The organism is Bradyrhizobium icense (assembly GCF_001693385.1).
Taxonomy (GTDB): Bacteria; Pseudomonadota; Alphaproteobacteria; order Rhizobiales; family Xanthobacteraceae; genus Bradyrhizobium; species Bradyrhizobium icense.
Genome location: NZ_CP016428.1, coordinates 5,007,772 through 5,020,359, shown reverse-complemented (window position 1 = coordinate 5,020,359; position 12,588 = coordinate 5,007,772). Strand labels below are relative to the sequence as shown.

Below are 12,588 nucleotides of genomic sequence, written 5' to 3'. Positions count from 1 at the left end.
TGGATCAGCCCGCAATCGCCGTTGGAGTGCCTGCCGATCCGCGACGAGATTGTCGAGGTGCAGCAGGTCTGGCCACCGTCTTTGCGCCAATCGTCTAACCAGCTCGCGCGTGCCTATCAGCCTTACTCCACAGGCGGATCGCCTCCTCCACTACCGGATATCAACAATACAGCTACGCGACAGCCAACGCCCTTCGATGATCCCGGCACCACGGTCATCGATAGCGCACCTATCGATCAATTGGTTGCAAATTCGACAATTGAGATTGCGCAGACATTGGCAGCCTGCGAGTCGCGATGGCGAACGTACAAGGTACTGATTGCCATCGTCTCGGCGCTGTTTGTCGTCGCTGCCATCATGATCGGCGGTTCGGGAGCGGCCATTCCACCAATAGCCGCATTCACCATGGCTGCTGGATCGGTACTCGTTCTTGGATCGCTCGTCCTTCACGGACGCCAGTCAAACACTTTGTTGCTCGACTACGAGCTATCTGCGGATCAATCCGAGCGGTTTGAGGCTTTGACCCGCGCGTTTAGTGAGATGGCGCGTTGCGGTCGCATTTGGAATATTCCATTAGAAAAACGGGAAGCCGACTGGAAGCGAAACGCGGGCGCATCGAAGTTAATAGAACGAAAGCAAATCCACTTGGCCACCGGTAATCCGCCGCTGGTCACCACCAACATGAACTTTCTCAAGCTCCCAGCCGGGAAAGAAACGATATATTTGACGCCCGACGTCATTCTGGTTACCGCTGGTAATGCTGTCGCTGGATTTAGCTACAGCGATGTTGAAGTCACTTTCCGACATACTCGTTTTATTGAGGAGGAAGCGCTGCCCATGGACGCAACTGTCGTGGACCAGACCTGGCGTTACGTGAACCGCAAGGGAGGTCCAGACCGGCGGTTTAAGAACAACAGGCAGTTGCCCATGTGTCTCTATGGCGAGATCGATCTCCGCTCAGCCGGTGGATTGAACGAGCGCATTCAATGCTCGCGCGTAGATGTAGCCGAGGCGTTTGTGTCATCGATCGCTGCAATGTCAGCATCCATGAAAGGATGAATGGTCTAGGGCCTATTGGGGGCCCTGACTTCGGACCTCTGCTCTGGGCCCACTCAGCGAAGTTTCTTAAATTATTGATTTTTCGACGATTTTATTCGACGCCAACCGAACAAAAAATGCTGGACTACAGGACCACACGACCTTGAGGCCAACGGTCGCTGATCCAAGGTCTGGCGGAATTTTGGGTCTAGAGAACTCAGCGAGGTGGAAGGCTGAAACAGCACAACGATCACCCATCGATTCCTGAAGCGACCGCGGTCATTTGACGTTCGTTGTTCCGCTGCGCGGCAGCCGCTCATGTACGAGCCGAAGGAGCAGGCTGGGCGCCGGAATCACTCCGCAGCCGGTGTGACGGCGTTGAGGTCAACTTGGCCGACCGTTTCCGTCCATCTCGCTCTGCGGTCGTGAGCGGCTTGGCAACATTTCTCATGATCGTGGCGCGACAGTTAGCTAGCATCTCCTTCGTGTACTTCTCGCCGAAGTAATCGAGAACGAAGGTGCCGCCATAGTCCGACTCATCGGCGACACCGCCGGTTAGGCCGTCGAGGATTGTGCCGACTTCGCGGATGCGATCGGAGTACCGGGCGCGGATAACGTTAATCGCGTTCATCGAGTGAACTGCCTCGTCGGCAGTCACTTCCCTTAGCCAACGAACGAATCTATCGCTCCCAAGTCCGGCATAAAAAGCCTTATCCGCAGCGTAGGCGTGGCAGGTGCACATTTCATCAAAGGCGATCATAACCATCACAGAGAATTCGTCTTTCAGGTATTCATTGATTGCACTAAAATTGTGTGATCGAGCGTCCAATCTCTCCCGAAGATCCTTTTCGGATCCATCAGCGACGAGCTCCATAATCTGGATAAAGCCCTCGGCGTGACGCTCCTCGTCCGCGGCCCAAGCATCAAAGAATGCCGCAGCTTCCTCGGTAGCGATCAAGTTGCGGATGGCCAACTCCTTTTTCAGATGCCTCGCGTCATATTCGGTATACAATTCTGGCCACAGCTTGTTCCAACGTGCGCGCAGAACGGATGGCTCGGCGGTGAACATCACCGGCGTCAGAGCTTTGAACAATTCTTTGGGACACCAATTCCGTCGAACCGGCGTGATCATCCGACTCCTCCGAATCACGAATGGTACGAGCGGTCTGGCAGAGGCATTTCTTCCCGAACGCTCGCAAAGCATATTTGCTACACACAGATGTTGTCGCCTCCTTGTTTTGGTGGGATGCAATTCCAGGCCGCACCCCTTCAGACTAGCCTGAAGCATCGCCTTTGCGGCTCAATTACAAGCCCAGCCCGGCCGTCATTGATCTCGGTCAACTCGATCACCAAAACGAATCCGAGTGTACTGTCGAGGGCAGCGTCGCATGGCTTTTTCTCGCAGAACGCTCACGTCAATTGCTCGGCGGGCGCTCCGGGCAGGTATCGATTAAATCAATGCAACGGCACTTCGAGGTGGTGCTGACCCTCGAACATGCGGGCCTCATCAGGCGCCAACCCGGCTCGCCGCGCAGCATCGAAGTGCCGGTCCCTCCTCAGCAGCTACCCGTCTTGGATGCCAAACCAATCAGTCAAAACCTCTGTCGAGGTACTAGGCGCGCCCAGGAGCAGCCGTGCGTTCAACTCCGTAACAGATCCCGCGGCCTAGGTGGCACGGCAAAATGCGCGAGGCTGTTCATGACAAACTGTTTCCGCTAATGGGATCGCGCAAGCCGGCCGCGCAAGGTGGACCGCTGACATCAGCACTGACGGAGGAGAGGCGGATTACAAACCTTCGTATAGCTCTCAAAACCCTTTCAATATCGAAGGCTTACCTACGTTCAATTGAGCCATCAATCGCAATAGTTTTAGTCTCGTCGAGAATCGGGCCGGAGCGTCCTGAATGGCTCTCGGCGCAAGGAAATAAGACGAGGTGACCGACGATTATGAAGTTCTATCGCAGGACGTCATGCGGTCCGTCGATCTGCATCGAGTGTCGTCGATCCCTGGGGTCAGGCTACCAGCGAAATATCTCCACCCAGCAGCCCTATTGCGACTACGATTGCTATCTTCGCTACCGGACGAAGAGTCTGTTGCGCCATGGCTCGCTGTCGCCCGGGACCATGGACTCGCGCCTGAGTACTTGGCTCACCTCGAAACTCTCAGCTCGTTTGCTGCGCTGGCTACCGCTTCCTACTGGTATTCGATCGTGGTCGCCAAAGCCGCGCTGGGGTTGCGCGAACAGATGATGGTTGAAACTTCCAAGACCTAGCTCGCGCGTGTGCACGCGGCGAGACTAATTGCTCTGACAGCGAATTCCAGAGTTGAACCGCCAACGATGTCGCCATCCGCAATGAGTATTGAGTACGTTCAGACGAGTGAATTTGGTTAAGTTTCTGCGATTTTGAAGATGATTTCCTTGAAGCTGGAGGGCATTGATCAGCATGTGCGGTATTGTCGGCATCTTGGGGCGTGGTCCGGTCGCGGGGCAGCTGGTCGAGTCACTCAAACGACTGGAATATCGCGGCTACGACTCCGCAGGCGTCGCGACGCTTGAAGGCGACCATCTCGAACGCCGGCGTGCCGAGGGCAAGCTGAAAAATCTCGAGGCGCGGCTACGCGGTGACCTGCTGTCGGGTCATATTGGTATCGGTCATACGCGCTGGGCCACCCATGGCAAGCCGACCGAGCGCAATGCCCATCCGCATGTGACGAACAATGTCGCCGTCGTCCATAACGGGATCATCGAGAATTTCCGCGAGCTGCGCGTTGAGCTAGAGCAGAATGGCGCTAACTTCGCCTCCGAGACCGATACCGAGGTGGTGGCGCATCTCGTCGAATCCTATCTAAAGAATGGCTACTCGCCGCAGGACGCAGTGAAAGCGTTGCTGCCGCGGCTGCGCGGCGCGTTCGCGCTGGCATTCCTGTTCAAAGGTCATAACGATCTCATGATCGGCGCGCGCAGGGGGTCGCCGCTCGCGATCGGGCACGGCGACGGCGAAATGTATTTAGGATCGGATGCTATCGCGCTCGCGCCCTTCACCGATACAATCACCTATCTTGAAGACGGCGACTGGGCCGTGCTTACCCGCACGATCGGCGTCATCTATGATTCGAACGGCGCCATCGTCCACCGGGAAACGCTGAAATCCGGCGCGTCATCGCTCCTGGTAGACAAGGCGAATTATCGCCACTTCATGGCCAAGGAAATTCACGAACAGCCGGAAGTGGTCGGACAGACGCTGGCGCGTTATGTCGATATGGCCGCCAAACGCATCGCGCTGCCGTTCGAACTGCCATTCGACTTCAATGACATTAGGCGCATCTCGATCACGGCTTGCGGTACCGCAAGCTATGCCGGTCACGTCGCCAAGTATTGGTTCGAGCGGCTGGCCCGTATGCCGGTCGAGATCGATGTCGCCTCCGAACTCCGCTACCGCGAAGCGCCCTTGCGCAAGGGGGATCTCGCGATCGTCATCTCGCAGTCCGGCGAGACCGCCGACACGCTGGCCGCGTTGCGCTACGCCAAGGCGCAGGGGCTGCACACGGTTTCCGTGGTCAACGTACCGACGTCGACGATTGCGCGCGAGAGCGAAACCGTGCTGCCGACAATGGCGGGCCCGGAAATCGGCGTCGCCTCGACCAAAGCTTTCACTTGTCAGCTGATGGTGATGGCCGCCCTTGCGGTCGCCGCAGGCAAAGGGCGCGGAGAATTGTCCGACATCGATGAATTGAAGCTCGTGGAAGAGCTGATCGAAGTTCCGCGGCTGATCGCTGCGGCGTTCGCGATCGAACCGCAGATCGAGAAGCTCGCGCGCGACATCGCCAAATCGAGCGCTGTGCTCTATCTCGGCCGCGGCACATCGTTCCCCTTGGCGTTGGAGGGCGCGCTGAAGCTGAAGGAAGTCTCCTATATTCACGCCGAGGGCTATGCCGCCGGCGAGCTCAAACACGGCCCGATTGCGCTGATCGACGAGAGCATGCCGGTGGTGGTGATCGCTCCTTATGACCGAGTTTTCGAAAAAACCGTCTCAAACATGCAGGAAGTCGCCGCTCGTGGTGGCAACATCATCCTGATGACCGATGCGACAGGGGCTTCGGAAGCGACGGTGGATTCGCTCGTGACCATTGTGCTGCCAGACATGGCTGCAACCTTTACACCCATGGTCTATGCCATTCCGGTGCAGCTTTTGGCCTACTATACCGCTGTCGTAATGGGAGCGGACGTCGATCAGCCACGTAATCTCGCGAAATCGGTGACCGTAGAATAGGCGGGCAGGGCCAAAGTCGCGGTGGTGGTGAGCCTCCAGCCAATGGTGTTTGGTTATGTCCGTTCTGTGGAAGCCAAAACCGAGCAGATCCTCAATTTCTCTCCTATCCATGTTGATGCCGATCGTCGTTGCTGCGTGCGTCCATATCGCCTTCCGGAAATGAATGGTTCGCGTCTCGAAATGCGAAGAATGACCTCAAAAGTACAACTGGGGTTCAGCTCAGATTCACGGATGGCGCGATCTATAGGAACTTTGTCTGCCGTGCATCGGTAACTGAAAGTCCGCTTGAATTAGTCGGCTACCACCATGGCCGGGCGCTGCTGATCCGGCGGGACCAGCGCGGCGACTTCGGCGAGATCGCCGTGCAGGTCCCACCGCAAATTCGGCTTCGTGAGCTATTACTCATGTTCGTCGCGGCAAGCTTCGTGACCTTGGCGCTTCTAGTGTGAGCCCGATCGCTCCATCGCTGGCTTCAAGCGCTTTCCCATCGTCGGCGGCCATCTTCGATATCCGCGGTGTGTGCCGCGATCACGCTGGAAGGGGCGGCATCCATTCGTTCTTATCTCAGCAAAGAGATCAGGGAATTCCCCGAAGTATCGAAGGTCGGAAGGCCAATTTGCTCATAAACTACAGCTTCGCGACGATTCACACACAGACTCATTCTGCCGCTGGCGCGATTTGAGCGACTCACGCTAGGCTATTATCCTCCAACAATCCCAGTGCGACGGAGAAACGAAATGGTTGCTGCCGCCCGCGAACTGCCCACGTCAGGGTACGCGCTTGAAGTGGATGGTCGATTGAAAGCCGAATTTATGACCAAAGTCGGAGCAAAGACAGGGGCAGAAGATCTGAAGAAGCGCTTTCCAATGCTTCAGGTCAGAATTTACGATGCGCAGACGATGACTCGAGAAGAGGTATCGCTTCCGCGAGCTTAGGTGCTCATCGAAAGGGTTTTTGATGCGCGTGCGGCAGGGACTGGCTCGAGCCGCACAAGGTGTCGGCCCCTATCGCTTGGTCCGTGGGGGTCGTGCATGAAGAAGCCATTGAGCGGGAGTCGATTTTTGGAGCGGAGCTCTCAGGTTGTTCTGCGCGTCATCATCGCGGCTTCTGCGAAAAAGGGCACGGATCGAAGTCTCGCGCGGCGGTCGGCCCGCTTGCACAGCTGGCGTCGGTCAGTTCGCCGCCGTAGTCGCCGCCCGCGTGTACAACTTGATGCATCGTATTCGTGCCCTCTTCGGGATCGGCTTTCAGGAGCGGGTCTCAAACTAATCGGAGTTGCTGATGTAAAGTCGAACGTTGGGCTAACTTCACTGATCAGTGCGAACTGCTAAAGTCCATTGGTCCGCACTGAAGATCTGCCGTCCTGCCCATCCTGGCGACGTGCAAATACGGCGAAGAAGGGCCGGCTGCTTAAAGCGCAAGCGGCCGCACCGACTCCGCCTTATTGGGAACGAGAGCGCCGCCGAGACCGATTGCTACCGCCTCGCAATTGACGAAGTCGCCGAATCTCTTCAGCCCCTTAGGGTCCTTGTTTTCGGTGGTGAGGGCGAGGCCAACATAGCCTGTTTCGTCGTCCCTCCTAATGTTGGACATAGTTCTGTGTCCTCAGGGATGGCGGCGGCATCGGTGTTAAGCCATAAGCGGTCCCAAATCACACGACCGTTAACGCGCTTAGGGCGTGGCATGCGGCCGTCAGTGACCATCTCGTCGAACTTGCTCGTGCCCACGTCGATGCAGCGGCCCGCTCTCGTCGCGGGACATGCGGCGCGGTGGGTAGATGATCGGGAGTTAGAGTCATCGTCTACGAGATGATCCAGAAGTCGACGGGCAGCTAGAATTACTCGCTGGCATCTTTGCTGCCCCGGGAGCATCTGAACGGAGGCGAGGGCCAGAAGACTATCGCGAAGTGGAAGCAACGTGAGACCGTCGCCCGCGGGTCGGGGCGCCAGGTAGGATCGGGCACGTTTGATCCGCCACACAGTCAGCCGGCCCGGGTGAAGGCCAAGCTCGTCCAGTGTTTTGATCTCCATAAGCGGTCCTGTCCGCTGGTCAGAGACGCAAACTGTGCGTGTGGCGCAGCGGCGACCGCCAGATCCACAGCACCGACGCCGCGCCCAGAACGCTGCTGGCCAGCAACGTGGCACGCAGGCCCGATGCGGCACCCGCCGCGCCGCCGACCAGCGCGCCCAGTGGCGCCAGCCCCCACACCACGCTCCGGATGCTCGCGTTCACCCGGCCCTGCAGCCGGTGCGGGGCCAGCGCATATCGAATGGGGACCTGCTGCACGTTGTAAATCCCTTGGCCAACCGACAGCAGGAACTGAGACAGTGCCACGCACACCACCGCGGCCCACCACGGCCGGGTGAGAAGCGCCGCCACGCTCATGCCTCCAGCGCTGAGCGCCAGCGCGACCATCAGCACCGGCCCGAGGCCGATCGCGCGTCCCGCCCACGGTGCGGTGACTGCGCCGACGACGCCACCGAGTGCACCGATGCCGAGCACCACGCCGACAGTCCCGCCCTCCAAACCCAGATCTTTCGTCAGGTGCAGCAGGAAGACCGCCGAATATGCGTTGTACCAAAAGATGAAGGTGCCAGTGGCCAACGTGACTGCCCGCAGAATCGGGTTGCCGAACACGGTGGTCAGCCCTTCGGCCATTTGGCCGAGTAGCTGGGTCGACCCGGCCGCTGATCGCGCGGCCGCGCGCATCGGCACGAGCGACAGCAACGCGGCGGCGAGCAGGAACGAGGCCGAGTCGGCCAGGATCGCGGTCGGCGCGGAGAACGCGCTCACCAACCAGCCGGCCAAGAACGGACCCGCTGCCAACGCGCTCGCCTGGCTGAGCTCCAACAAACTCTGCGCCTGGACCAGCTGAGTCCGGTCCACCACCGTAGGTACGCACGCCAGATAGGCCACCTCGGCGTTCACCGCCGCCACCCCGACCAGCGCCGTCGCCGTACACAGCTGGACCATTCCGAGATGTCCAAGGCCGGCCAGCAGCGGAATCGTGGCCAGCGTTGCCGCCATCACGAAGTTGGCGATCAACAGGATCCACCGGTGCGGGAGGCGGTCCACGATGACGCCGGCGAACGGGCCCGCCAACAGGTACGGCGCCCGACCGCAAGCCAGCAGCAGCCCGGTCTGCACGGGTCCCGCGCCCAGCAGAGTGATCGCGGTAAGCGGCAGCGCCAGCATAGTCACCTGGGAGCCCAGCAACGACACGGTCTGGCCAACGAGCAGCGCCAGGTAGCCGCGCGGCAGTCGGAGCAGGGCGGCGGAACAGTGGGCGCGGCTCACGCTTCGACGGTCAAGGTCGGGGCCGATGGATAGCCCAGCCGGGCCAGTTCACTGCCGGCGATCCGCTCGAACTCCGCGATCTGAGCGCGCGTCAGATCCTCGGCGTAGCGACCGAGCCGGCCCGAGTGCAGCGGTTTGCCAGCGGATTCGGCCGCCGGGTGGCCGTACGGATGGTCGAAGAGCGCGTGCTGATACTCGGCGTGCCGCAGCACGGCCTCGTCCCAAGGCAAGCCGAGGTGGTCCAGGATTTGGGTCAGGGTGGGTCGAGGACGACTTACCAGATCCTCGTAGCGCAGCTCGAGGTAGCGGTCCGGCGGCGCGACCCGATGCGGCCGGGAAACCACTTCAAGCCAGCCCCGCGCGGCTTCGGCGGCGGTCCGGTAACCCCAATCCGGCACGGTTTTCAGGTGCGAGGCGGCCAGGTCCCGACCGTCGCGCACGATGTGCACGAAATGCGCCCTCGGCCACAGCCGGGCGTAAGAATCGACCTGAGCGATCTTGCGCTGTAGTTTTAGTCCCCACCGCCGGGCTCCGGTCTGAGCCCTGCGGAACTCACCGATCTCGTTGATCAGCCGGCACCGGTCGGCGAACGACACAATGTCATTGGCCACCTCGGCCATTACCTTGGTGACCAGCTCGCGCACGTCGTCGAACTCCAGGCCAAAGCGTCGACACTGCACCGCGAAGTGCACGCCGTCGTACCAGAATGGATCGGTCGTGCTTTTTGTGGTGCCGATCACCTTGGGGTCGCGGGCATCCAGCAGGTCAATCGCGCGCAGGATGTGTGGACCGAGATTTGGCGGCTCCAGGAAGTCGATCTCCGGCCCGATCACCAGATCGGGATGAGAGTCCAGCACGACGCTCAGCAAGGTCGTGCCGGACCTGTTGTCGCCGCCGAGCAGAACCGGCGAAGTGGGAAATGGGTTGGCCTCGGACATAGCGGTGTCCCCTGTTTGACAGCTGGTGTTCATGGGCGGCTGGGCGCAGTGAACCAGAGCCGGACGGAATCCGGGGTCGCCACGAAATGATCACCGGCGAACCGCACGGCGGCGGCCACCGGATCCGGGTCGCTGCCGGTGCTATCCACTCGCGCCAGTGCCGCCGGCAAAGCCTGTCCGGCGGCTTCGATCGCGGCCCGTACGTCAGCGTCGGACAGTGCCGCGGATGGCATGAACCGGCCGCCGTACTGCATGAGGAAGCCCCGCGACCACATCTCCTGGAAGAACGCGTGGCCGAGTTCGGCGTCGGCAAACATGACGTCGAACATGGTGGGCCAGGCGAACGCCCACGCCTCGACCTGCTGGCCGACGAAGACCTCGTTGAGCCCGTTGATGAGTTGCTCGCCAACCTGACGCATCCGCGCCAGCGCCGTCCCGTCGCGCAGCGCGTCTAGGGTGCTCAGCGCGGCCGCAAACGGGGTAACCTCACGCTGATAGGTGTTGCCCAGGTAGGTCTTTTCGGTGGCGTTGAGCACGTCCGCCCGACCGGCCACCGCAGATAGCGCCATGCCGTTCGCCAGTCCTTTGCTCAGCGTGATCAGGTCGGGCGTGAGGCCGACTGCGGTGTGGTATCCGCCGAGGGCGTAGCGGAAACCGGTCATAACCTCGTCCAGGATCAACAGGGCACCGTGCTGGTGCACCAGCGTCTGCAATCGTCGGTGGTATTCGGCAGGGAAGAAGTTGACCTCGGGGGTGATGATCACCGCGGCGACGCGCTGGGCGCTGGCCACTTTCTCAAGCAGGTCCAGGTCGTAGCGGAACTCCACGCTGTCCGGGTCCCGCCTGGGCAGCCCCATCGCTGGCCGGTCCTGTAAGTGCCAGTCGTGCCAGCCGTGATATCCGCTAGTAAGCACCAGGTTGACGCCGGTGTGCGCGCGGGCGAGGCGGACTGCGGCGGTGGTGGCGCATGAGCCGGTGCGGAAGAACACCGAGCGTTGCGCGACCGGGAAGATTTCCGCGAGCCGTTCGGCCAACTCGACCCGGTGCACGGACAACGGCCCGGGTAGGATGCCGCCGGTGCGGCGCATTTCCGTGGCGACGTGCGCAAGCACAGGTTCGTATCCGGCTCCCAACGGCGCGGCCCCGCTACATGAGGTGAAATCCACGTATTGTTTTCCATTAACATCCCAGACATGCGCGCCGGACGCGCGGCTCATCACCACTGGAAAACGCCGGTTGAGATCCCATTTCTCCGACGCGGTGATCCGCAGCGCGCGGCGGAGTGCGGTTTTTTGCGCGTCGGTCGCGGCCAAGGTGCCACTGGGCGTGTTCATGGACATGAACGATCTCCGGTTGATTCTCCGCCCATGGTCGGTTAGGCGAGCTGCGTGGCGATTCTTCGAGCGATCCGCAGCGCGTTCGCCTGAATAGTGAAGGTCGGGTTGACGCCTCCGGAATACGGAAAGAACCCGCCGTCCGCGACATAGAGATTGTCGATGTCGTGCACCCGACCCCAGCGGTCGACTACAGACTCTGTTGGATCGACCCCTGCTCGACAGCCGCCATGCAGATGCCCGCGACCGAACTGATAGTTGGAATCCTGGTAATCGACTTTTTTCACGCCGGCTTCGGCCAGCAATTCCGACGCGCGTCGGGACAAATAGCCTAATCGGCGTTTGTCCAGCGGATGAGTCCAGTATTCAAGAATGATTTTCTGCAGACCTAGCCGATCTCGACTGTTGGCCAGTCGGACCGTATTTTTGCGCATGGGCTGATCGGCCGCCAGGAAATGAAGCCGTAGCGCTATAGTGCCGTCACAAACCGCCTGTTCGGCAGGACTGGCTTCGTAGATCATTCCGCCCAGCCCGGAGGGCGCCTCGTCGTCGAGGTAGTGATCCGACATTGCGACCGTGGAGAACGGGCCGCCCGGCGACCGCGCGGGCAGCCGGTCCAGCGTGGTGCTGCCGGACACGTAGCCACTGATTTTGAACGAGATGCCGCTGCCGACCATGCCAGTGGCGTTGCCGATGCCGTTGGGCGCCGCGGACTGCGCCGACCGTAGCAGCAGGGCGGCAGACTGCACCGCGTTGCCGGTGAGCACCACGCAACGGGCGCGGACCCGAGCGCGTTGACTGGTGACGGTGTCCAGCCATTCCACCGAGTCCGCGCGGCTTACGTTGCCCAGGCCGATATGCACGGCCTTGCTGCCCAGGGCGACTGTCAGTGCGCCGGGCGGCAGGGGCACGTCAATGAATGGGGACCGCGCGTCGGCCCTCGCACCGGTCGGACACAGGTGTTCATTGCACGGGCCGCAGCAGTGACACGCCGGGCGGCCGCCATAGGGCAACGAGTTGATAGCCAGCGGGGTGGGGAACGGCAGCCGGCCTAGGCGTCCGCCCGCCTTGGCGATCAACAGGCCCTGTGGGCTGTACTCGTGCGGCGGCAGCACGGCGGGATCGCTGGGCGGTTCGAGCGGGTCCGCGCCAGGGAGCCGGGCCACCCCCATCCGCCGTTCGAGCTCCTCGTAATAGGGGCGTAGTTCGGCGTAGTCGATCGGCCAGACTGGGTCGAGCGCGTCCGCGGCCACATGCGCTCGCGCGTCAAAATCGACGGTCCGATAACGGAAGGCGATCCCGGCATACAGCGTCATTCCACCGCCGAGTGCCGACACGCTCCAGGGGCGCCCGAACGGCGTCAACGTCCCGGCAGGAGAGGGCACCAAGGCGTCATCGAAGCCACTTTGGACAGTCGCCAGTGAGGCGCCGGGGAGAAGCGTCCGGCCTTCTTCAAGGACGAGCACTCGGAATCCGTTTCGAGCGATCTCGTGGGCAACTATCGAGCCACTGGCACCACTCCCAACGACGCATACGTCAACGGCACTGGCCGTCATTGTCTTGCCTGGCCCTTCTAGCCGCAACTATCGCGTTCTGTGATATGCTCCCAAAACCGCCCTGGATCGAAGTGCCGCGAAATTCTTTGGCCTTGGTCTGTTCTTTCCTCGGCATCAGCGCTTTCTTCCGTAGATCCAAGATCCTGTCGTGCCG

At 60.9% G+C, this 12,588-nt stretch carries 10 protein-coding genes and 1 pseudogene; 4 read left to right on the top strand and 7 right to left on the bottom strand.

Annotated elements, in window-relative coordinates:
- The first annotated feature begins 21 nt into the window (after window positions 1-21).
- The gene (locus tag LMTR13_RS40960; RefSeq protein ID WP_156795737.1) at window positions 22-1,059 is read left to right on the top strand and encodes a hypothetical protein; all 1,038 of its coding nucleotides are present in this window, start codon (window positions 22-24) and stop codon (window positions 1,057-1,059) included.
- A 295-nt stretch (window positions 1,060-1,354) separates the two neighbouring features.
- On the opposite strand, the gene LMTR13_RS23800 is transcribed toward LMTR13_RS40960, so the two are convergent.
- Window positions 1,355-2,170 carry a hypothetical protein gene (locus tag LMTR13_RS23800; RefSeq protein WP_236843066.1) on the bottom strand — a complete coding sequence of 272 codons (816 nt, stop codon included), beginning with the start codon at window positions 2,168-2,170 and terminating at the stop codon, window positions 1,355-1,357.
- Between the two features lie 801 nt (window positions 2,171-2,971).
- Between LMTR13_RS23800 and LMTR13_RS23795 the strand changes: the two genes are divergently transcribed.
- The 3 genes from LMTR13_RS23795 (at window position 2,972) to LMTR13_RS39535 (ending at window position 6,244) form a co-directional block, all read left to right on the top strand.
- Entirely contained in the window at window positions 2,972-3,310 is a 339-nt protein-coding gene (locus tag LMTR13_RS23795; protein ID WP_065729939.1) for a hypothetical protein, read from the top strand.
- A gap of 172 nt (window positions 3,311-3,482) precedes the next feature.
- The gene (gene glmS / locus LMTR13_RS23790; protein ID WP_065729938.1) at window positions 3,483-5,309 is read left to right on the top strand and encodes a glutamine--fructose-6-phosphate transaminase (isomerizing); all 1,827 of its coding nucleotides are present in this window, start codon (window positions 3,483-3,485) and stop codon (window positions 5,307-5,309) included.
- A gap of 737 nt (window positions 5,310-6,046) precedes the next feature.
- Window positions 6,047-6,244 carry a hypothetical protein gene (locus LMTR13_RS39535; protein ID WP_057849747.1) on the top strand — a complete coding sequence of 66 codons (198 nt, stop codon included), beginning with the start codon at window positions 6,047-6,049 and terminating at the stop codon, window positions 6,242-6,244.
- Between the two features lie 475 nt (window positions 6,245-6,719).
- On the opposite strand, the gene LMTR13_RS40955 is transcribed toward LMTR13_RS39535, so the two are convergent.
- The 6 genes and pseudogenes from LMTR13_RS40955 to LMTR13_RS43725 all read right to left on the bottom strand — a co-directional run.
- Window positions 6,720-6,902, bottom strand: coding sequence for a hypothetical protein (locus LMTR13_RS40955; protein WP_065729936.1), 183 nt, complete (start codon window positions 6,900-6,902; stop codon window positions 6,720-6,722).
- A 456-nt stretch (window positions 6,903-7,358) separates the two neighbouring features.
- A complete protein-coding gene (locus LMTR13_RS23775) occupies window positions 7,359-8,606 on the bottom strand; it encodes an MFS transporter (RefSeq protein WP_236843065.1) in 1,248 nt (415 codons plus the stop codon).
- Window positions 8,603-9,544 carry a sulfotransferase family protein gene (locus LMTR13_RS23770; protein ID WP_065732938.1) on the bottom strand — a complete coding sequence of 314 codons (942 nt, stop codon included), beginning with the start codon at window positions 9,542-9,544 and terminating at the stop codon, window positions 8,603-8,605. Before LMTR13_RS23770 ends, LMTR13_RS23775 begins: the two co-directional genes overlap by 4 nt.
- A gap of 29 nt (window positions 9,545-9,573) precedes the next feature.
- Entirely contained in the window at window positions 9,574-10,884 is a 1,311-nt protein-coding gene (locus LMTR13_RS23765) for an aminotransferase class III-fold pyridoxal phosphate-dependent enzyme (protein WP_065729935.1), read from the bottom strand.
- 35 nt (window positions 10,885-10,919) lie between these two features.
- The gene (locus LMTR13_RS23760; protein WP_236843064.1) at window positions 10,920-12,194 is read right to left on the bottom strand and encodes a GMC oxidoreductase; all 1,275 of its coding nucleotides are present in this window, start codon (window positions 12,192-12,194) and stop codon (window positions 10,920-10,922) included.
- A gap of 99 nt (window positions 12,195-12,293) precedes the next feature.
- A pseudogene (locus tag LMTR13_RS43725) lies at window positions 12,294-12,434 on the bottom strand (FAD-dependent oxidoreductase); the annotation flags it as partial.
- Between the last annotated feature and the right edge of the window lie 154 nt (window positions 12,435-12,588).

Coding starts and splice junctions, on each gene's coding strand:
- LMTR13_RS23760 (WP_236843064.1), bottom strand. CDS start 12,194: ATGACGCTGTATGCCGGGATCGCCTTCCGTTATCGGACCGTCGATTTT.
- LMTR13_RS23800 (WP_236843066.1), bottom strand. CDS start 2,170: ATGATCACGCCGGTTCGACGGAATTGGTGTCCCAAAGAATTGTTCAAA.
- LMTR13_RS40955 (WP_065729936.1), bottom strand. CDS start 6,902: ATGTCCAACATTAGGAGGGACGACGAAACAGGCTATGTTGGCCTCGCC.
- LMTR13_RS23765 (WP_065729935.1), bottom strand. CDS start 10,884: ATGTCCATGAACACGCCCAGTGGCACCTTGGCCGCGACCGACGCGCAA.
- glmS (WP_065729938.1), top strand. CDS start 3,483: ATGTGCGGTATTGTCGGCATCTTGGGGCGTGGTCCGGTCGCGGGGCAG.
- LMTR13_RS23770 (WP_065732938.1), bottom strand. CDS start 9,544: ATGTCCGAGGCCAACCCATTTCCCACTTCGCCGGTTCTGCTCGGCGGC.
- LMTR13_RS39535 (WP_057849747.1), top strand. CDS start 6,047: ATGGTTGCTGCCGCCCGCGAACTGCCCACGTCAGGGTACGCGCTTGAA.